The following is a 20,920-nucleotide window of genomic DNA, read 5'->3' on the forward strand; positions in this document are numbered from 1 at the left end:
ATCCTATATCCTCCTATTTCCTACTATCTTTTATCTGTTTTCTTCGTTAAGAAATCCCCGATTCCTTGAACAATAAATACAATAACTAAAATAATCAAAGTAGCGACAAAAGTCACTGTTAAATTACCACGTTGATAGCCTTCTTGCCAAGCCAAGCCACCTAGACCGCCGGCACCGATTGCTCCTGCCATGGCAGTAAAACCGATCATCGAGATCGTTGTTACAGTCAAGCCTGAGATCAAAGCTGGGACACTTTCAGGGATCAAGACTTTCCAAATGATTTCCCAATAGCTAGCGCCCATCGCATCTGCGGCTTCTAAGACCCCAGGGCTGACTTCGCGAAACGCGATTTCTACAAGTCGAGCGTAAAAAGGAGCAGCGGACAACACGAGAGCTGGAATCGCTGCTTGTGCGCCTAACATCGTTCCCACGATTGCTTTGGTAAAGGGAATGATCAAGACCATCAAGATCATGAATGGTGTCGATCGGAAAATATTACTAATGATCGAAACGATGCCGTAAATGATCCGCGCATACGGTTTGTTTTTGCGACCAATCGAGTAAAGGATCAAACCAAGGATCAAACCGATAATGGTTACTAAGACCATGGAGATCAACGTCATGTATAACGTGTCCATAATGGCTTGTTGCATCGTCTCCATGTTGATTTGGCTGAAATCAAGGTAGGTTTCTGTGAAGCTTTTATCCATGATGGATCACCTCCACTCCGACGCCTTGCTCTTTGATAAAGTTTTCTGCTTGGTCCAATTCGTTTTCCTCTCCGATCATCAAGGTAGTCAGCGAACCAAACGAGCCTTCTTTGGTTTGCTTGATTTTCCCATATACGACATTGATATCGACATTGTAACGACGAATGGCTTGAGAAATCACTGGTTCGTTGGCGTTTGTTTCGTTGAAGGTCAATGTCACTAAGCGACCGTCTGGATTTTCTTTGATCAACTCTGCCAATAATTCAGTGGACTCAGCTTCTGGTTCGATATCTTGTTGGACGAAGCGTTTCGTGACTTCTTGTTGTGGATTGCGAAAAACGGTCAACGCATCGCCTTCTTCCACGACTTGCCCACGTTCCATCACTGCCACTTTGTTACAGATTTTACGGATAACGTTCATTTCATGTGTGATCAAAACGATCGTCAAGTTCAATTTTTTATTGATTGCCAATAATAGATCTAAGACCTCTTCCGTCGTTTGTGGGTCCAATGCACTTGTCGCTTCATCGCAAAGGAGGATTTCTGGCTCATTGGCTAACGCACGGGCAATCCCGACTCTTTGCTTTTGTCCACCAGATAATTGGGACGGATAAGCTTGTCCTCGTCCTTCTAAACCGACTAAACGGAGCAATTCTTCTGCTCTTTCTTTCCGTTGTTGTTTCGGTACACCGGCTAATTCCAAAGGTAGTTGGATATTTTCTAGTACGGTACGTGACCACAATAGATTGAAATGTTGAAAAATCATACCGATTTTTTTACGAAAAACGCGTAATTCTTTATTTTTTAATTTAGTAATGTCTTGGTCGTTGACAATTACTTGACCATCTGTAGGTAATTCCAAGCCATTCAACAAACGAACTAACGTACTCTTACCAGCACCGGAATAACCGACGATGCCGTAAATGTCGCCTTGTTCCACTTGTAGTGAAACGTCGTTGATAGCGTGGATCGTCCCATGTTTTCCGCCAAATGTTTTCTTGACATTCGTCAATTGGATCAATGACATATCGTTCACATCTTTCTTTACTTATTTTCTCTTAGACAACAAAAAAACTTTCGTCCTTTGCGTTTAGCAAAAGGACGAAAGTTTAGACTTCCGTGTGACCACCTTGATTCGCTGCTATTTCACAATAACAACCTCGTTCAGTACTTGACGCTAGTCGCATACTGCTGTGCTATAACGGGCACGCCCGTAGTCAGTTTGCTTGCGCTCACTCACTCTGCTCTAAGACCATCTTCCATCTCATTTCCGTTACCCTTTCACAGCAAACCGGGCTCTCTTGAAACATCTGTGACATGTACTCTTCTTATCAAAGCTTTCAATATGATTGTTTATGATTATAGCAGTTACAAGAATCAGTGTCAAACGTTTATTTGAACATCGTGTTTCTTAAAGTGCGTCGAATTCTGTTGCATCGACATCTTTAAAACTCAATAACCACGCAGTCATTTCATCTTCATCGTTCAAAACAGCGATATTCTCACTGATTTTTTCATTCACAGATGAGACTGTTCCAGATAATGGACTTGCAAATTCAGTGACTGCTTTTTCTGCTTCTACTTCAACTAGTGCATCGCCTGCTTGATACGCTTTACCGATTTTTGGTAAGTTGGCAAACGTGATCTCACCTAGATCTTCTTGCGCTTCTTTTGTCAAACCTACACAGTATTCTTTTCCATTAAATAAAATCCAAAGGTTATCTTTCTTCTTTAAGTGTTTCCCAGCCATTTTAATTGAATGCTCCTTCGTATATTTTTTCATTAAAACCGATTGTGACCAGTTGATTGTCTTTGACGATCAATGGTCGTTTGATCAACATGCCGTCCGTAGATAACAGCTGACTTGCTTCTGTGAGGGATAATTCATCGATTTGATCTTTTAGACCAAGTTCACGATATTTCATCCCGCTTGTATTAAAGACACGGCGAAGCGGCACATCTGAATGCTTCAACCATGATTCGATCGTTTCTGCCGTAGGCGTATCTTTGACCATATCGACCGCTTGATACGTTACTTGATGATTGTCGAGCCAAGCCTTGGCTTTTCGACAAGTGGAACACTTTGGGTACTCATAAAAAGTAAACAACTTGCGTTACCTCCTAGAATTTTTTACCGGTGCTTCATTTTGATAACGCATAGATAAGATCAATCCGATCCCAATCATATTCCCTAAGATCGATGAACCCCCTTGACTGATAAACGGCAATGGAATCCCAGTTAATGGAAGTAAGCCGATATTTGCGCCAATGTTTTCAAAGACATGGAATAAGAGCATCATAATCAATCCACTTGCGATATAGGCATAAAACTCATTGTTTGTATCGAAGCAGACACGTATCATACGATAAATCAATACAAAATACAAGAAAATGACAAATGCGCCACCAATAAAGCCAAAATTCTCGCCAATGACAGTGAATATCATATCCGATTCTCGGACTGGCACGTAAATGTTGCTGACGTTAAAGCCTTTTCCGAACATCCCACCTGTTCCGATTGCTAAAATCCCTTGGGCGGGTTGGAAGCTAAAGCCCGACGTATCATGAAATGGATCGAGCCAAGAATCGATTCGGGCAAATTGGTAAGATTTGAACCCAACAGTATACAGGAATTCTCTTCCTGATTCTGTGGTCACAAGGAAAATCGTTCCTGCCCCCACAATAAATGCTGAAGCAAAGATCGGGCCAATGATTTTCCAAGAAATCCCTGACATCAAAAAGACGCCACCAAAGATCGCCAGAAAGACGAGCATCGTCCCAAAGTCTTTTTGCGCCATGACTAACGCAATCACAGGAATCGAAATGATCAACATCTTTGCAATCAGCCAAAAATCAGATTTGATTGTTCGAACTTTGACTTGCGTATTGTGCTTCGTTACGATCAACGCCAGCATCAAAATATAAGCGATCTTCATCAGCTCGGCTGGTTGAAATGTGACACTTCCAAAACGGAACCAGTTTTTTGAACCGGTACTTGCCGCCAGATTCTGGTCGTAAAATCGTAAGAGCAACCCCATGACAAGCAATCCTAGTCCATAGAGATAAGGTGTCAATTTCCAGATCCATTTTGAATTGATCCGCATGACGATTGCAATCGCTACTGCTCCTACAAGGTACCAAATGATCTGCATCCCGACACCTCTTGTCACAGAAGGACCGTTTGGATCATGTGTCAATGCAACATATAAGGATAAAATCCCAATCAAACATAATAAAAATACTGGTAGAATGACTCCGTAATCGATGCGGTTATCATTCGAAGTTTTTATTTTTTTTTCCATTTTTCATCCCTTTTCCTAAAAACCATACTGCCCTATATTATAGCTGTCTCCTTCTATAAATGAAAGCCAAAGCAAATGAGATTTGCGAAAAATTAATCTTATTCATTTCTCTTTATCCTTTCTTAAGATAAAAACGAAAAAAACGCTGATTCAAGGGAGAAGTTCTATTGATTCCGTCTGATATTTTTCAATTTTTCTTTTCCTTTTTATAGAAATCCAAGATCTCATTTCCTACTTCTAATAACCGTTCAGAGGTCAAATGGGTCCGTTGGATCAAATAGAACTGACGAGATTCAGCTAAAGGTTCAACGTGTATCCCTTTTGGTACTGCTCGTTTGGATAATATGGATCGTCCGATTCCTTCTTTCAACATCGCCACGATGACCTCATTACTTTTTACAAGCATTTTCTTCCCTTGGATATTCTTTTCTTCAAAATAACGTTGCGTGTAATGGAACACACCTGAAGAAGATTCCCTGACTAGCCATAGCTCACTCTTAGGATCACCTGCAACGACCAACGCATCTTCAAGTAAAGAAAAGCGTTGTACGCCGGTTGTTTCTAAAGGTTTTTCGATAAAGCCAAAATCAGCTTCATGTTTTGCCACTTGCTCCAAACTCTCATGAGAATTCGCAAAAGCAATCGAAAACTTGATTTTTGGAAAACGCACGATCAACTCTTTCATCAATTGAGGCAATAAATACACAGCAAATGTATGGGAAGCGACGATCCGGCACACTTCTTCTTCATTTTTTTCATCCGCTAATTGTTGTTGTGTTGTTTCCCATTCTTCCAATAAAACCAATGTTCGTTCATAAAGCAAATCTGCTTGTTTTGTCGGTTTCATCTCTTGTCGTCCATTGCGTTGGAAAAGTTCAACTCCAAGATCCCGCTCCAATTGTTTGATTTGATTGGACACCGCAGGTTGAGACAAATAGAGTAATTCAGCGGTTCGCGAAAAATTTCTTGTTTCATAAACGACACGAAAGGTTGTTAATAACTTAAACATCTAACCACTTCCATTATCTTTTTTTATAGTAACTATAATAACTATTTGATTTAAATATATCAAAAAGACTCTATAATGAAAAGTGTAAGGAACAGGTTGTGGACCTTCAGTTACACACACCTCACAACCTTCCAGACAGCTTACTGCAACGATAAGGAGAAGCATCCATGCGATTTGTTTTTTCCCATTGAAAAACTTTACTATTCTTCGTAACAAGCAGTTTTCATCGTTGGCTACTTATCGTTGCAACGAGTCTGTCCTTTATTATCAATAAAAAGGAGAGTAATGTATGAAGCATTTCTTGAAGATTGTTCCGATCCCGATTTGTGGGTTGATCCTTGGATTGACTTCTTTAGGGAATCTTTTAAAAGACTATCATTTGACGCATTTAGGAAATTTTGTAGGCGCGATCGGTATGCTTTTGATGCTGTTGATCATCGGCAAACTGATCCTTTTATTTGAACACACGAAGCAACATCTATATGATCCAATCGTCGCTTCCGTCTCGCCGACCTTTACGATGTCTTTGATGGTCATCTGTACGTATTTTGTTTCTTTCAAATCAATTGCGCCAATCGTCAAATTGATTTGGTTAGCCGCAGTGATCTTCCAAATCATCTTGGTTCTGTACTTTAATTACCATCATGTAGTTAAAGCAGACTTGTCAATAGAAGCAATTTTTCCAAGCTGGTTTATCGTGTATGTTGGTTTTGGTGTCATCACAGTAACTGCTGGAAACTTTTCTCCGCTCCTTGGAAAGATCTTCTTCTGGCTTTCGTTAGCTTGTTATGTAGTACTACTACCAATCATCATCCATCGGATTTTCTTTGTCAAAAATATGGCGCAACCAACCTTGCCATTGATTGCGATTCTTGCAGCACCTGGTTCTTTGTGCCTGACAGGGTACTTAAAAAACTTTGAAGACCCAAATTTGGCCTTAGTCATGACGTTGTTCCTTGTTTCGCAAGTACTTTACTTTATCGTTTTAGCCATGTTACCACGTCTGTTATTGCTTGATTTTTATCCAAGCTTTGCAGCCTTTACTTTCCCATTGGTGATCTCTGCTACAGCAATCTCTACTGTCACTGCTTATTTCCATCAATTAGGTTTTGCTACAGGGATCTTAGATGGATTGAAAGTCATCGAGTGTTTGATTGCCTGTGGCATGATCGCTTACATCTTAGGACACTATGCCATCTACTTGATCAAAGAACATAGTCAACATAAACATCACCTTTCAAAGGGATTGATAGAATAGACTCCACCTTCTGTCTTTTTCACTTAGTAAAAAGGCAGAAGTTTTTTTTGTATTCACGAGGAAACAATTAAATGATACTATATTTTAGATAAACTTTTTCTTACATGAAAGGAAAGAATCAAATGAATGCTTTATTCACTTATATAAAAACGTTGAAAAAATTTGGTGGCCGAAAAATCTTACCCGGACTACTACTCGCCTTTTCCGTCGCAGTCATTAGTCGGCTACTGGCACCCTTCGTCCCACAACTCGGTGCAGGAACGATTGCGATTTTACTTGGCATCGTTTTAGGAAACACATTGTTTAAACAACCTGAACTTGCGGTGGGCACCAAATTTGCCGAAAGTAAACTATTAGAATGTTCCGTTTTCTTGCTTGGTGCAACTGTGACGATCCAAACGATTGCACAGATTGGTATCAAAGGTGTAACTTTCGTGTTACTCCAAATGACTGTCACGATTCTTGGTGCCTATTTCATCGGAAAAAAACTATTGTTCAGCGATACCTTTGCCTTGATGATGGCAGGTGGAAACGCCATTTGCGGTTCTTCAGCCATTGCTTCGATTGCTCCAGTGATCCATGCAGATGAAGAAGAAAAGGGCCAAGTCATTACCTTGGTCAATCTTTTAGGAACAGTGATGATGTTGACCCTTCCCTTTTTAGGTCTCCAACTATTTGGTGATCAACTGATCGAAAAAAGTGCGCTTATAGGTGGTACTTTACAATCCGTTGGACAAGTTGTTGCTGGAGCAAGTCTATTAGATGCTTCAGTCGTGCAATTTGCGATGCTGTTTAAAATCATGCGGATCATGATGCTTGTGGTCGTGGTATTCCTCTTTGAAAAATTTATGACAAAAAAACAGCCGGCCGTCTCGTCTACTTATACGCCAAAAAACCACAAACGAAAAATGCCACTTCCTTGGTACGTTTTAGGCTTCTTGATCGTGTGTTTAATCAACAGCTTCTTCACCATTCCCCATGTGATCGATCAAAGCGCTAGTTTTATTAGTGGTTGGTTTGAGGTCACTGCATTAGCCGCGATTGGCTTACGTTTGGATTTTGCAAAGTTCATGAAAGAAGGAAAGCGATTCTTGACGTATGGATTGACTGTGGGACTTCTACAAACGATCATGGCTTTATTCTTTATTTGGTTGATCAAACTATAAGTAAAATAAGCACCAACATCTCGGAAAGATCTTCTATTTCGAGGTGTTGGTGCTTATTTATCTGTACTGTCAGCTAGTAGTACAGCCTAATGAGCTAAAATATTTTCAAGCACTAATAGTTGCCGTTTGATCACTAACCCATTTTCAGCTTTCCCCATATACCCAGTCAATTGTCCATTTTGCCCAATCACTCGGTGACAAGGAATAACGATTGGTAGAGGATTCAAACGATTGGCTTGACCAATCGCACGAGCTGCCTTTGGTTGTCCGATTGCCTGTGCCACTTGTTTATATGTGCGACTTTGTCCATAAGGGATTCTTGTGAGCACTCGCCAAACCTTTTGTTGAAAGGCTGTTCCTCTTTGGAAAGATAAAGGTACATCAAAAACGTGTCTTTCACCTGAAAAATATTCTTCCAGCTGTTGTTTTGCCAAGGATAAAATCTGAGCATTTGCTTCTTCATTTTCAGAAATTCGTTCAAAAGAGACAGCTGTTAATCCTTTTTGATCGGCATCAAGCCATAAAGGACCGATTGGTGTTTCAATTTTCATTTTTGTCCGCCTTCCTCATCACTTATTTTATTTATCATCTATGATTCTTAGAAAAAAATCAACCTAAAAGTTTATTTAATGACATAGAGATGGTACACTGTATACGGCCCTTATAATAAAGATAATTATCTTATATCATTGTTATTTAAACATACTTTTATTTATACTAGTTATAGGAGAAAACATGCTTGAAAGGAACGAAAACATGAAAATATCAATTGTTATCCCTTGTTTTAATGAAGAAAAAACTGTCCCACTTTTTTTTGATGAAGTCGAAAAATTTCGTGGCGATTACGAGTTCGAGTATCTTTTTATCGATGATGGGTCCAGTGATGGTACCTTGGCTGCCATCAAAAAATTAGCGAATGTACATGAATCCGTTCGTTTTGTCGCTTTTTCACGAAATTTCGGAAAAGAAGCCGCACTATATGCCGGCCTGCAAGCCTCTACAGGAGACCTTGTCACTGTCATGGACGTCGATTTACAAGATCCGCCTGAATTATTACCAGTGATGATCGATAAAGTCATCAACTCCGATATCGATTGTATCGGTACACGCCGTTCTACTCGTGAAGGTGAACCAGCTATCCGTAGTTTCTTTGCGAAGAAATTTTACCAATTGATCAATAAAATCAGTGATACTGAAATGGTTGACGGTGCAAGAGATTATCGCATGATGACTCGCCAAATGGTGGATGCGGTCTTAGAATTAGCGGAATACAATCGCTTTTCAAAAGGACTATTCAGTTGGGTAGGATTCAAAACAGAGTATCTCTCATTTGAAAATCGCGAACGCGTTGCCGGTGAAACGTCTTGGTCATTTTGGAAATTATTCAACTATTCAATCGATGGGATCGTCAATTTTTCTGACACGCCATTGAACATCGCCTCATTTGTGGGCGCATTATCATGTATCGGTTCAGGAATCGCTATCTTATTTATTATTTTACGTGCGTTATTATTTGGTGATCCAACATCCGGCTGGCCTTCACTCGTCTCAATCGTCCTATTCATCGGCGGAATCCAACTCCTTTCTCTTGGCATCATTGGGAAATATATCGGAAAAATCTTCCTAGAAACGAAAAAACGCCCAGTCTATATCGTCCGGGAAACTGAAAAACTAAAAGCCCACCAAATTGGTGAGCAAACAGACAAATAATCAATGAATAAAGCTATCCTTTAAAATTAGAGGGTAGCTTTTTCTTTTATGATAGCCAGTTAAAATAACTCTCATTATAAAAAAATATTTTAACTGATTGCGTTTTATCTATCCATTAATTGCGTATACTTATAGATGATAATGTTTCTATCTGTTAATTATATCTGATAGCATTTTTAAACTACATAAATACTAAAGGGGGCAATACCATGTATCATTACTTAGACATACTTAACTTCGGTATTCTAGGTCTTATGTTAATCTCACTTGTATCTTTGATATTAATCAGTAATCGAATAGAATTATTTAAACAATACATATATTCAAAAAAAATTTTCTCTGCAGCTTCTGATGAAACAGAAATATATATTCGTATGTTAAAAAAAAGTAATCAATACATTTTTTTGACTTCAATTTCATTTATCCTTTCAAATGTGCTAGTTTCAAAGAACATCTTGAATCTTTCTTACTTTTTTTTAATTTCAGGAATCTTCTTCTTGTTGTTGAGTTTAACTACATGTTTCTACTCTAAAGAGAGCATTAGCCAAGGATATCTGGTTATAGCTAAAAATAAATCATATTTGATATACTACTTTAAGAATCAAAAACAGCAAAACCTCATTTTATCTTGGCAAAATAAAATGATTTCTTCACTTTATCTCACTTTATTCTTTTATATGTTACTCTTGATCTCAACTTTACTGATGAAAACAATATAGTGATATTTCCTTTATTGATGGCTCTAGCGTTTTTTTACGATAGATATCATTTTTTTATAGCATATAAAACCAAACTTAGAATAAAAATTATGTTTGATTCTTACATAACAATTTTACTTATAGCTACTTCGTACTTTGACTTTTATTTATACATTCTTTTCCCGAAAAATATTAACAAGAAAGGTTCTGTTCCTATGCATAATTTACTTGTAGTTTTTGCTTCCTTTTTTCTATTTTTAACCTACATCTCTTTTGTTTCTTTAGGTTTTTTTGTTTATAAGATGGAGAAATTCAAAAAAACAATATTCAAAAAAGATTTGCCTTCCCCTGAGTACAGAGCCTTAGAACACTATAAACGTATATTAAAATACACCAACTTTTGTATCTTTTTAGGATTAACAATAGGGATTGTAACAGTATATTTTTTATATAGCGGACAGCTACTGTATTCCTTTTTTTCCGTACTATCTCAATTAACCATATGTCTTCTTGGTCTAAAAAAATGGTACTACATAAAAGAAATGATACTTAATAACTACCTAATTCTTAATAAAAATAATAAATTCAAAACATATTCTCTTACTGACTTAAAAGAACAATCCAAAGTTTTAAGTTGGCAGATTAAAATGATTTATTTAGTCTACATAACAATTTGTTTTGCCATTATTGCATTGATTACTGGATATTTGACTAAGTTGATATGATTGAATAAAATACAAAAAATTAGAGAGAAAGATAGTTTAACGAATATCTTCCCCACTATGCTTATCCTTAGATCTACTAATTTAAATAACTCTCCTCATCCAATCGATTAAACTTCCAATCCATCCAATGAAAAATTGCTTATACTTATTCGTTTCCTAACCAATAAGTATAAACGATTGAGGCATATACCCATAAAAAACAGTTGCTTATGGAACTAATTTTTTCATAGGATACATAATGACTTGATGTTCTTTCACTTCCTCGCTGAATAAAAACAATTTATCTGCTTCGATCCTGTACTTATGATCTTTGATCACATTCACATGGTTCACACTTGCTGGATCTGGCTCTAAATAGAAGTTATCTTGAGTAACAGAATATATTCCAGCATACTCTATCTGCCCAGACAGGTTGATTCGCTGTACTTCACCTGATTCATTGAAGATCAAGATACCTCCACCTTCTAGTTTCCAAGAATACTTGATCAAGAGATCTTGTAACTGGTCGTGGGAGATATCGCTTTTTATTTTTAATTTCTGATATGCTTCATCGAGTTTTCCCGGACCAGGAAAGGCTTTTTTATATTCCTCGAATGTCAACTCGTCTGAATCAGTTATTTCCTGTAAAGAAGTACTTTCTATTGTTTCCTCCATACTGTCTCTTGTTTGAGATTGTCCTGTCCTTGACTCGTTACTACAACCAGCAATTAGTAATACAAACAACAAGATAGATACTATCCGTTTCTTCATTCTAGTTTGTTCACTCTCCTATCTTTTCAAAAAATAAAAAGGATTATCATATGATTTGTTGAACATGCGCGAATAATTTGTATGTCCACCATTTCATAAAAGTATCAGGCTTGACTATCGCTACTCACATATCTTTCTTCCCGTAAAATATAGATGCATTTGAAATCCAATTGAAGCCTTCATTAGTGACTGTTCCTTGACCGGTTAAGTGGTCATTATCAAGAACAAATAAATCAATCAGTGGTTGCTCAGCTAAATTAGGTTTTTTTACACTAATTAAAGTTCCATCTCCGGAATACTGTTTTTCTATTGGAAATTTGTATTCATCTAAATTGTCTTTTTTTATTTCCTCTATGTTTCTGATCGTTACTTCCGAATCAAAATCAATCGTATCCACAATTAAATAATTGGTTATTGTGGAATCAACAAAACCTTCAAACTTAAGAATAATTCCTGTTGCTTCATCGATCCATGCTTTAAAAGTTTGAGCGTTTACTTTTGACCCAAATTCCTCTGGATACTCTCCTTCAAGCAAAACAACATCCCTTCCCAGTAGCTTTTCTGTCTGAATGATTTCCCAATGATTATAGAGAGAAAAAAGTTGGGCACCATAAAGTTGTGAAAAGACAGCATCTGCTGACATAGATAGCGGTAAAACAGAATCTCGTTGATTCAAAACCGTTTCTCCTAAACCATTTTTTGTTAATCGGCTTTCAATTGATTTCCCCTTATTGGCTCGATCAATAGCAACAGTATATTGACTTACAAAGTAATCGTTTTCTTTAAAATTTACATCAACTAAATTTTTATTCTTAGACTTATCATAGATGATTGCTTTTTGCTCACCTGTTGTTTCATTTTCAAATACCTCAACGAATTCTTCATCCAAAATCCCTTTAGAAAAGTCCATTTTTGCTTGTACTTGATACTCCCTGTCAGATAAATTTCCATATTTTTCCCGAAAGGATATACTTACCTTATCGTAAAAATCGACTGAATTAACTACCTTATTAGCAATTTCCCTTTCTCGCTCGCTCAATGGATTGATTTCTTGCGCAGAAACGGCATCACCTAATGTTACTATTCCAAACACCCCAACGAATAATAGAATTTTTTTCATTTTGATTTTCTCCTTAATCTAGACTTATGATGCATTGCCTAGCATGTTTATATTTTTTATTTCAGAGGATAGCTTCATCAATAGAATAGAGTATCCAAATGTAATCTAACTTGTTATTGGGCATATTTATATAAATATAAATATGTGATGTTAGTTATTTAAAATTTATCTGTTCTCCGTTCGTTTTTGCTCATTTATTTTACTTTTATGTAAACACACTGCCTAGTATCAGTATAAAAAATAATGGCTTTTGATACTGATATAGAAATTTCTCACTCATATTTCCTAAATCAAAAAAATACCAATGGTTTTCGAAGTTTTCATCACTTTAACTTGCGAATCATGATACGGCACAGGAAAGGATTTTTAATGAAATGAAAAAGAGGTCACTTCTGTTTCTGTCATTTATTCGGTTTTAAGGTGAAAGACAAAAGTTAATTTTTGCTTTTGTCTCAGATCAACCAATCATTCTAAGATTTCTCTTTACATCGTTTGACAAAGAACCCAACTTATTTATACAACTAACGTAAAAAGACTATAAACAAAACTCAAGCTTTAAGAGTTTGTCTACAGTCTAAGACTCATGCTAGATCATATAAAGACAAATTAGTATGAACCAAATGAGTGTCACCAATCGTTGTTAGTTGGAAGAATTTCTCAATATTCTTTATTTTACGATTTCTAAACGATCAATACTCAGGGTATCAACCCCAATTTCGGACGAAATCATGATTTCCTGCTCTCCCTTTGGTAATTTCATGCGGACTTGTAGCGGTTGATAATATTCGGAAGGATACACATCCACCAACTGACTTGCTTGTTTCGTTTCGATCTTGATCCGGATCGGTTCATTCATGATAAGAGGATCGTTCGTTTTGACATAGACAATCACTAGAGATTCAGTTGCTTTCTCGATCTGCGGGGTAAAAATGATTTTGTCAGTAATTGACTCAAATCCTTGTACGACTTTCTTAGAGAGTGCCGCATCATCCTCGACAATCGCTAAATCACCTTCAAGCAACGCACGACTGGCGGGTAATCTCATCCGATTCGGCTCACCTTTTGGCAACGATTGAACGCACCATTCATCCAAGGGAGGTTCCAGCAGGATCTTATCCTCTTGATCCCAACCAAACTTTTGCAAGCGGATCGAACGTTCCCAGCCGGAATGATCCCATCGAGCAGCGTGATAAATCAACCAGTCTTCAGAGCCATCTTTTGATTTAGCAAATCCATTATGCCCCGGTCCATAGACAGTGTTCGTCTGTTGGAAAATTGGCTCTGGTTTCTTTTGCCAATTGGCTTTTTCTAGCGGATCATCAGCTACATCTAGGGTCATAAGACCTAGCGCGTAATCGTTGTCCCAGCTCCCACTCGCAGAATATACTAAATTGACTGTCTTATCTTTGATGATCACTTGAGGGGCTTCATTGATCAATGGCGTTTGACGCATTTCCCATTCATATTCTGGTTTTGAGATAAGCCGTTTTTCACCAACTACTTCCGTAGGAGAAACCATTTCCGCTAAATAAAGATTTTGAGCAATATTTTCATATCCTTCCCAACCAGACCAAAGAAAATAGCGTTTGTCACTTATCTCTAAGACGGTGCCATCAATCGCAAATTTATCATCCATTCCTTTGATCTCTTCCAATTGCCAGTCACCCATATATGGATCTGTTTGATGATTAACTAATGCAAACATTCGGTGGGTTTCTGAAGGGCGATTCGCTGCAAAATACATCACCCAACGGTCATCTAAGTAATGAAGCTCCGGTGCCCAGATGCTTTCAAATTCTTCTGGCATTTCCCAGATGATCTTTTTTTCACCGGTTGCCACGAGAGAGAGGTTTTCAGCACGCCATAGCGTTAAATTATTCCCAGTCGTTTTGGTATAATAAAAGTAAGACTCCGTTTGCAAGATCCAAGGATCCGCTCCATCATTATCGATAATAGAAGTAAAATCGGACACTTCTTCCCCCGCATCAGTTCCAGCCCCACAACCTGTTATCACAAGTGCAGCAAACAGGACACTTACACTACTGAGCCAAACCACTGATTTTCCCATCAGACATCGCCCCTTTCCACAACAATCGGATTATTCCACCTGCGTTGGGTGGAATTGATCATTGATTTCTTTAATAGCTGCTAAATCAACTTTCTGTTGTCGGTCATAGGTCAGTAGCCCATTGATTTCTTGCTCAACATCTGTCAATTGGGTATAGCAATAACCCCAAAGTCCGACAGAATCATAAACAGCCGCCATTATTCGTTGATAATCCTTCAAGAAATCTTGTTTATTCTCCACTGAGGTATAACCCCAACCTGGTTGCCCAGAAACATCAAAGCCAATACCGCCAAACTCGGTTAATAAAATAGGCTGATCCTGATAAGAAAATCCTCCAGCGAAAATCGGCCATGGTGTTGATACTCGATTCACCAATTTTTCTCTCGTACTGAGACTGTCTTTAAAGTACAGATATTTTTGCTGTTCAGATTCTTGTCCATGAGCATAATTATGAATCGCACAAATATCTGTCTCCGTCATCGCCCAACCATCATTTGAAATAACCAATCGTTGCTGGTCTAGTGAATGGATGAAGTGATACATTGCTTGAGAAAAATGCTGTTGTTGGCGATCAAAAGAGATTTTTGGTACACCCCAGCTCTCGTTGATCGGTACCCAAGTGACAATCGAAGGATGGCTATAGTCACGAGTAATGATCTCTGCCCACTCCTGCATCAAGCGCGTCACAGAAAGGTCGGTATAGATCGCCGGTGCTGCACACTCGCCCCAAACCAGAAATCCCAATTTATCTGCCCAGTATAAAAAGCGCGGGTCTTCTGTTTTTTGGTGTTTACGACAACCGTTAAAACCCATTTCTTTTGCTAATAAGATATCTTGTTTAAATGCCTCATCCGTAGGGGCAGTCAACAAGCCATTAGGCCAATAGCCTTGATCAAGAACCAACTTCTGATAGTAAGGTTTGTTGTTTAAGTAGATCATGCCATTTTTTGTCTGTATTTTACGCATACCAAAATAACTTTTTAATTGATCGATTGCATTTCCCGCTTCCTTAAGAGTCAATTCCACATCGAATAATTGCGGATTTTCGGGCGTCCAAGACCAGCCTTCGTGATGAAAATTGGTCCGGAAAATTTGTTGTTGAAAAATATCGACTGCAAAACTTAACTTAGAAGTCACAAACTCTGCAGCCCCACTGATGACTAAAGCACCTTTAAAATAGATTTGATATTCTAACACTAAATGTGGCTTTAACTGATTCAATTCAACATCGATCATCACGGCGCCAGCATCAAAATCACTAGTAAATTTCACTTGTTGCAAGTGGGTCGCAGCAACTACTTCTAGCCAGACCGGCTGCCAGATCCCCGTTGAGTTTGTGTACCAGATCCCTGCTGATTCTTCTTCCCAAAATTGTTTCCCACGTGGAATGCTTTCATCAAAATGCGGATCGAATGCTCGCACACTTAGTATCTGCTCTTCTCCCGCCACAAGAGCATCCGTAATGTCGATATCAAAAGAGGTGTGCCCTCCGCAATGATTTTTCACATGATGTCCATTGACAAATACATCGGCCTCATAGTCCACTGCACCAAAATGTAAAAGGACACGGCTTTCTTCAGGAACCTGTACATTGAAGGTCCGATAATACCATACAACATCATGAACTTCTCGCTGATCAATGCCACTTAATGCACTTTGATAGACAAAAGGAACATTGATCTTGTAAGCATAATTTGCTTCATTTGTGTACCACTTTTCTTTCAAACCAAGATTTTGGTCATCAAAGGCAAATTGCCATTCACCATTTAGGCTTAACCAATTCCCTCTCTCAAATTGCGGTCTCGGGTATTCTTCTCTAATCATATTTCCTCCAAAAAACAAATTATTTTATACCACTTTGCAACGACATCGACGCCATAAAGCTCTTTTGCGCCACCAAATACAATAAAAAGGTAGGGATCAACGCCAAGATTGCACCAGCAGTTCCAATTCCTGGATAGGTCATGTATTGTCCTTGCAGCAATTGCAGCCCCGGTGTGATCGGTAATTTATCAATATCGTTGATCACGATCGATGGCCACAAGAAGTCATTCCATGAGCCAGTAAAACTAAACAATGCAACCACAGTCAATACAGGTTTGATCAGCGGTAAAATGATATAATAAAAAATTTGAAACTCATTTGCCCCATCGATCACAGCCGATTCATCCAATTCTTTGGGAATTCCTAAAATGAACTGTCGAACGAGGAAAATGTTATAAACACCTGCTGCTCCAGGTACGATGACTGCTAGAAATGTATTTGTCCAACCTAGAGTATCAACGATTTTGAAGTTCGGGATCAAATTGACCACTCCGGGAAACATCATGGTTCCTAACAATAAAGCAAAAATAATATCTCTTCCCTTAAAGGTGAGTCGTGTATAGCCATAGGCCGCAAACGAGACGATCACCATAACTAATAGGGTATGTGAAGTTGAAATAATCATGGAATTCACAAACCAGCGGAACACAGGAGAAGAATCATTGCCCTGTAACAAGCTCAAAAAGTTAGCAAGTGTCCAATCTTGTGGAATCAAACTGAACCCAACCTTTTGAATCTCTGCCTCTGATTTAAATGAGGTGAAAATCGCCCATATCAAAGGAAAGATCCAAATGACGCACACGATTGCTAGTAAAATAAAGGCAATCCTTTTCCCTAGTTTGTTTTCTCGCATCTTCTTCCCTCCTATCTTTCCATTTTTTTGATGACCAGAAATTGCACAATCGAAACTGCCATGATCACAAAACCTAATAGAATGGCCATCGCTGAAGAAATGCCTGCAACCGAGGTGCTACTACCAAAGGCATTTTCTTGGATATACATCATCAACACCCGAGTGGAATTATTGGGTCCGCCTCCTGTCAACATTAGTGGCTGACCATAGATATTAAACTGAGCGATGGTCGTCATGACCGTTGTAAAGATGAGTTGGTTGCGAATACTAGGTAAAGAAATACGGAAAAATTTAGTCACACTATTCGCACCATCTAATTCCGCTGCTTCTAACTGTTCTTTTGAGACGCCATTTAATGCAGCCACATAAATAATCAGATTCCCACCTAATGTCCACCAAATCGTCACGATCAAAATAGCGATCCAAGCCCATGGTTGAGTGCCCACAAAATTGATATCGATGCCGAATACTTCTTTGATTGGTCCGAATGATTTACTCAAAAGAAATCCCCAAATGATCATGACCGCAGAGATTGCAAATAATGTAGGCAAATAAAGAATCGATTGAAAAAAACGCATCAATTTTGGTTTAGTAGACAATGCAACTGCTAACAATAAAGGGATCGCGATACATAGTGGGACTGAGATTGCCGCAAAAAACAGCGTATTTTTCATTCCATTAAAAAATTGCGTATGATATAACGAGTCTTGATCAAATAAAATCGTTTTAAAATTATCAAATCCGATAAAAATCGGCGTACTGAACAAATCCCATTCGGTAAAAGAAACATAAATCCCAATAACTGCCGGAACTAAAAAGAATAAAAGAAAAAGGAGCATATGCGGACCAATAAAAACGACTGGCCAGGCATTTAATCTTTTTTTCATCAATACACATCCTTCTCTGTATTTCTAGTCAACCCTTCAACAAGAAACGACTGTGACAGCAATTTAGCCTACCCATCAGAATTCCTAGCCATCAAAAAACCGACTGAATTCTTTTTACGGTCACACTTCCTTCTGCCACAGTCTCCAAGTGAGAATATTATTTCATCTTTTCTTCTACGACTTTTTGGATCTCACCAAAAGTTGTTTGGATATCTGCTTTTCCTGTGATCATATCCCATGAACGATTATCATATTCACTAAAAATGTAAGATAAGCCATCAACCGTGTTGACAGAAATTGCCGCTTGTCCTTTTTCTGTTTTCAACAAGAATGATTGTGGCATCTCCACATATTCTTCATTGTCTAGCATTGCTAAGGAAGTTGGATTTGCGCCAGATTTGACCCACTCTAGTTGGTTTGCTTGTAACCAAGTGAGAAAGTCGATCATACCATTTTTCTTTTCATCCGAACGTTCTTGGCTCGTTTTAAGCATCGCAAACTGATCGACGCCTGAACCTTGAACGATATGTCCAGCATCCCATTGCGGCGTAAATGTCTGACCCCAAGTGAAGTCACTTATTCCTTCCATATTACTTAACATCCATGTTCCTTCTGGAAGAAAAATCAGCTGTTGGTTTGCAAAAAGTTTGTTTGCATCTTCGCCATCTGGGACCATATAGCCGGCATCATATAGCGTTTTAAACTCTTGAACGGCATTGTAAGAAATATCATTATCGATAGCGATGTTTCCTTGTGCATCTTGCCATTCTCCACCCATTTGCTGGTAAAGATTAGAATAATTTTGCATGCCCCATGTATAGCCAAAACTATAAATACCATCTGCTTTTGCTTTTTCCCCAGCCTGTCTGATTTCTTCATATGTCACTACGCCATCATCCAATGCTCCTGGAACATATTTATCCACCAAATCTTGGTTGTAATACATCACCCACGAACCCATCGTTGCTGGAATCCCATATTGACTATCCTCCACCACACCAGTGTCCCAAGCAGCTTCTACATAATTTCCACGTGTCAATTCAGTTCCTTCGATCATGTCATCCCAAGTCTCAAGCATCTCTTGGTTCTTATACGTGGGTAAAGCTTCCGATGCAATCAAAGCTAAATCTGGGACGCCTTTGCCAGATTTTCCAGCAGTCGTCAACTTTGAAGTAAAGGTGTCACCTTGCATACTAACTAACTTTACTTTAAAGTCTGGATTTGTTTTATTGTATTGATCAACCGTTTTTTGGATTTTTTCACCGTCCGGTCCCGTCGTCGAAGACCAAAGCAAAATTTCCGAATCATTGCTTGAACTATTACTTCCACCACAAGCAGCTAACAACACCGTACATAATAAGCTTGTTCCAACTAAAACAATTAATTTTTTTACTTTCAATTTCCACACCCCTTTTATTTAACTAAAAAGTAAAATGATGCCTGATTATCAATAAACATAATTGTTAGACTATCGTCCACCAATGTTTACACCGTAAAGTTACTATAAAAATAAAGCGCTGTCAATATTATTTTAACAAGCTTATTACGGTAAATTCCATCATTTTACAATTTTGTAAATCCAAAAGCATGTGATATAATTAATCCATCTTTTCATTAAACTAATTAGTATAACGAGGTGATAGCTATGGAATTGGATTTAACGAAAGCATCTTTACCGATCTACGAAGCACTCGCAAATGAAACTCGCTTAGCGATTTTAAGAGAATTAGGAGATAGTAAGAAAAGCATCAGTGAAATTGGGCAAAAATTAGCGATCAGCAATGCTTTGATGACAAAGCACATCCGAAAACTTGAACAAGCACAGTTGATCAAAACAGAAAAAGGATCGGGGCAAGACTGGAAGAAAAAATACTTATCTCTAAAAACTGATTTCATCAATATCAATTTCCCCGCAAAAGTGTTTCCGCAAATGAATTTAACCTCCCAATCAGTGAAAATAGGTCACTTTACCGATTTTGAAGCTACGCCTTCCTGTGGTATGGCGACGAAAGATCGATTGATTGGCGCGTTAGACGACCCTAAGTCTTTTCTTGACCAAGATCGTGTTGATGCGAGCATCATCTGGCTAAATAATGGGTTTCTAGAATACAAAATTCCAAATCCTTTGAAAACTGGTGAAAAAATCGAGTTATTGGAAATCAGCATGGAAATCGCTTCTGAGTTCCCAATCTCTAATAACTATTGGCCAAGTGATCTTTCATTTTACTTAAACAACCACTGCATTGGTAAATACACCATTCCAGGGAACTTTTCAGATGTTAGAGGTTCCTTGACTCCGAAATGGTGGATCGATGAATTTAGTCAATATGGATTACTTAAGCATTTACGCATCAATCGCTATGACACTTCCCTCGATGGAGAGAAATTAACAGATCACAACCTGAATGAAATCGACTTAGATCATAGTGATTTTTTCACCTTTAAAATCGCTGCGCCTGCTACTGCTGAAAATGCTGGTGGTTTGACTATTTTCGGCGATCGCTGGGGGAACTATCCTCAAGATTTATTGTTTAATTTTTACGTATCTGAATGACCTATTTTTTCTTTATTCAACAAAAAAGGACTCAGCAAAGTGATCAGAACTGACCTAATAAGCCGAGATAAAATAAAAAAATATCTACTTATTAAATGTATATCAACGAAGAAACGTGTCTGGGACATTTGTCCTCTTGCACCACCTAAACCGAATAAACGGTTAATTAAAAGAATGTAAATGATCTCTCCTAGCCAATTCTATTGCTTGAAACGACCAATGCTTGGCAAGCCCTTCATTTCTGTTCTTTTAAGAATAGAAACAGGACTTCTCGTTTGGGTTCAAG

Annotated in this window: 18 protein-coding genes; 4 read left to right on the forward strand and 14 right to left on the reverse strand. The window is 38.2% G+C overall.

Annotated features, from left to right (window positions below; genetic code table 11):
* Nucleotides 1–23: 23 nt before the first annotated feature.
* From IGJ14_RS11115 to IGJ14_RS11140, 6 genes are all read right to left on the reverse strand, one after another.
* Nucleotides 24–710 (reverse strand): methionine ABC transporter permease, encoded by a 687-nt coding sequence (locus tag IGJ14_RS11115; protein ID WP_010734634.1) that lies wholly within the window; start codon nucleotides 708–710, stop codon nucleotides 24–26.
* Complete coding sequence (locus tag IGJ14_RS11120) at nucleotides 703–1,737, reverse strand: methionine ABC transporter ATP-binding protein (RefSeq protein WP_019723782.1); 1,035 nt, start codon at nucleotides 1,735–1,737, stop codon at nucleotides 703–705. Before IGJ14_RS11120 ends, IGJ14_RS11115 begins: the two co-directional genes overlap by 8 nt.
* Nucleotides 1,738–2,121: 384 nt before the next feature.
* Nucleotides 2,122–2,460 carry a glycine cleavage system protein H gene (locus IGJ14_RS11125; protein WP_086335104.1) on the reverse strand — a complete coding sequence of 113 codons (339 nt, stop codon included), beginning with the start codon at nucleotides 2,458–2,460 and terminating at the stop codon, nucleotides 2,122–2,124.
* 1 nt (nucleotide 2,461) lies between these two features.
* The gene (locus IGJ14_RS11130) at nucleotides 2,462–2,818 is read right to left on the reverse strand and encodes an arsenate reductase family protein (RefSeq protein WP_010734631.1); all 357 of its coding nucleotides are present in this window, start codon (nucleotides 2,816–2,818) and stop codon (nucleotides 2,462–2,464) included.
* Between the two features lie 6 nt (nucleotides 2,819–2,824).
* Nucleotides 2,825–4,012, reverse strand: coding sequence for an FtsW/RodA/SpoVE family cell cycle protein (locus IGJ14_RS11135; protein WP_195475655.1), 1,188 nt, complete (start codon nucleotides 4,010–4,012; stop codon nucleotides 2,825–2,827).
* A 187-nt stretch (nucleotides 4,013–4,199) separates the two neighbouring features.
* Nucleotides 4,200–5,021, reverse strand: a complete 822-nt coding sequence (locus IGJ14_RS11140) for a LysR family transcriptional regulator (RefSeq protein ID WP_071866908.1) — start codon at nucleotides 5,019–5,021, stop codon at nucleotides 4,200–4,202.
* A gap of 289 nt (nucleotides 5,022–5,310) precedes the next feature.
* Here IGJ14_RS11140 and IGJ14_RS11145 point away from each other — a divergent pair, with 289 nt between their 5' ends.
* Nucleotides 5,311–6,279 (forward strand): TDT family transporter, encoded by a 969-nt coding sequence (locus IGJ14_RS11145; protein ID WP_195273283.1) that lies wholly within the window; start codon nucleotides 5,311–5,313, stop codon nucleotides 6,277–6,279.
* Between the two features lie 122 nt (nucleotides 6,280–6,401).
* Nucleotides 6,402–7,445 carry a YeiH family protein gene (locus tag IGJ14_RS11150; protein ID WP_065097056.1) on the forward strand — a complete coding sequence of 348 codons (1,044 nt, stop codon included), beginning with the start codon at nucleotides 6,402–6,404 and terminating at the stop codon, nucleotides 7,443–7,445.
* Between the two features lie 86 nt (nucleotides 7,446–7,531).
* Here IGJ14_RS11150 and IGJ14_RS11155 read toward each other — a convergent pair whose 3' ends face one another.
* Nucleotides 7,532–7,996, reverse strand: a complete 465-nt coding sequence (locus tag IGJ14_RS11155) for a methylated-DNA--[protein]-cysteine S-methyltransferase (protein ID WP_010734626.1) — start codon at nucleotides 7,994–7,996, stop codon at nucleotides 7,532–7,534.
* Between the two features lie 205 nt (nucleotides 7,997–8,201).
* On the opposite strand from IGJ14_RS11155, the gene IGJ14_RS11160 reads away from it, so the two are divergent.
* On the forward strand, nucleotides 8,202–9,155 hold the full coding sequence (locus IGJ14_RS11160) for a glycosyltransferase family 2 protein (RefSeq protein WP_029594155.1): 954 nt from the start codon (nucleotides 8,202–8,204) through the stop codon (nucleotides 9,153–9,155).
* 1,630 nt (nucleotides 9,156–10,785) lie between these two features.
* Here IGJ14_RS11160 and IGJ14_RS11165 read toward each other — a convergent pair.
* The 7 genes from IGJ14_RS11165 to IGJ14_RS11195 all read right to left on the reverse strand — a co-directional run bounded on the left by IGJ14_RS11165 (nucleotide 10,786) and on the right by IGJ14_RS11195 (nucleotide 19,479).
* Nucleotides 10,786–11,328, reverse strand: a complete 543-nt coding sequence (locus IGJ14_RS11165; protein ID WP_065097053.1) for a hypothetical protein — start codon at nucleotides 11,326–11,328, stop codon at nucleotides 10,786–10,788.
* 124 nt (nucleotides 11,329–11,452) lie between these two features.
* The gene (locus tag IGJ14_RS11170) at nucleotides 11,453–12,448 is read right to left on the reverse strand and encodes a hypothetical protein (RefSeq protein ID WP_065097052.1); all 996 of its coding nucleotides are present in this window, start codon (nucleotides 12,446–12,448) and stop codon (nucleotides 11,453–11,455) included.
* A gap of 667 nt (nucleotides 12,449–13,115) precedes the next feature.
* On the reverse strand, nucleotides 13,116–14,516 hold the full coding sequence (locus IGJ14_RS11175) for a glycoside hydrolase family 43 protein (protein WP_065097051.1): 1,401 nt from the start codon (nucleotides 14,514–14,516) through the stop codon (nucleotides 13,116–13,118).
* Between the two features lie 30 nt (nucleotides 14,517–14,546).
* Entirely contained in the window at nucleotides 14,547–16,340 is a 1,794-nt protein-coding gene (locus IGJ14_RS11180; protein WP_065097050.1) for a glycoside hydrolase family 2 protein, read from the reverse strand.
* A gap of 19 nt (nucleotides 16,341–16,359) precedes the next feature.
* Nucleotides 16,360–17,193, reverse strand: coding sequence for a carbohydrate ABC transporter permease (locus IGJ14_RS11185; protein WP_065097049.1), 834 nt, complete (start codon nucleotides 17,191–17,193; stop codon nucleotides 16,360–16,362).
* Nucleotides 17,194–17,204: 11 nt separating this feature from the next.
* Nucleotides 17,205–18,080, reverse strand: a complete 876-nt coding sequence (locus IGJ14_RS11190; RefSeq protein WP_065097048.1) for a carbohydrate ABC transporter permease — start codon at nucleotides 18,078–18,080, stop codon at nucleotides 17,205–17,207.
* A gap of 157 nt (nucleotides 18,081–18,237) precedes the next feature.
* Entirely contained in the window at nucleotides 18,238–19,479 is a 1,242-nt protein-coding gene (locus tag IGJ14_RS11195; RefSeq protein WP_195475650.1) for an ABC transporter substrate-binding protein, read from the reverse strand.
* Nucleotides 19,480–19,725: 246 nt separating this feature from the next.
* On the opposite strand from IGJ14_RS11195, the gene IGJ14_RS11200 reads away from it, so the two are divergent.
* Nucleotides 19,726–20,634 carry an ArsR/SmtB family transcription factor gene (locus IGJ14_RS11200; protein WP_065097046.1) on the forward strand — a complete coding sequence of 303 codons (909 nt, stop codon included), beginning with the start codon at nucleotides 19,726–19,728 and terminating at the stop codon, nucleotides 20,632–20,634.
* Nucleotides 20,635–20,920 lie beyond the last annotated feature (286 nt).

It is taken from the genome of Enterococcus sp. DIV1304_2 (genome assembly GCF_050555445.1).
Lineage (GTDB): Bacteria > Bacillota > Bacilli > Lactobacillales > Enterococcaceae > Enterococcus_B > Enterococcus_B pernyi.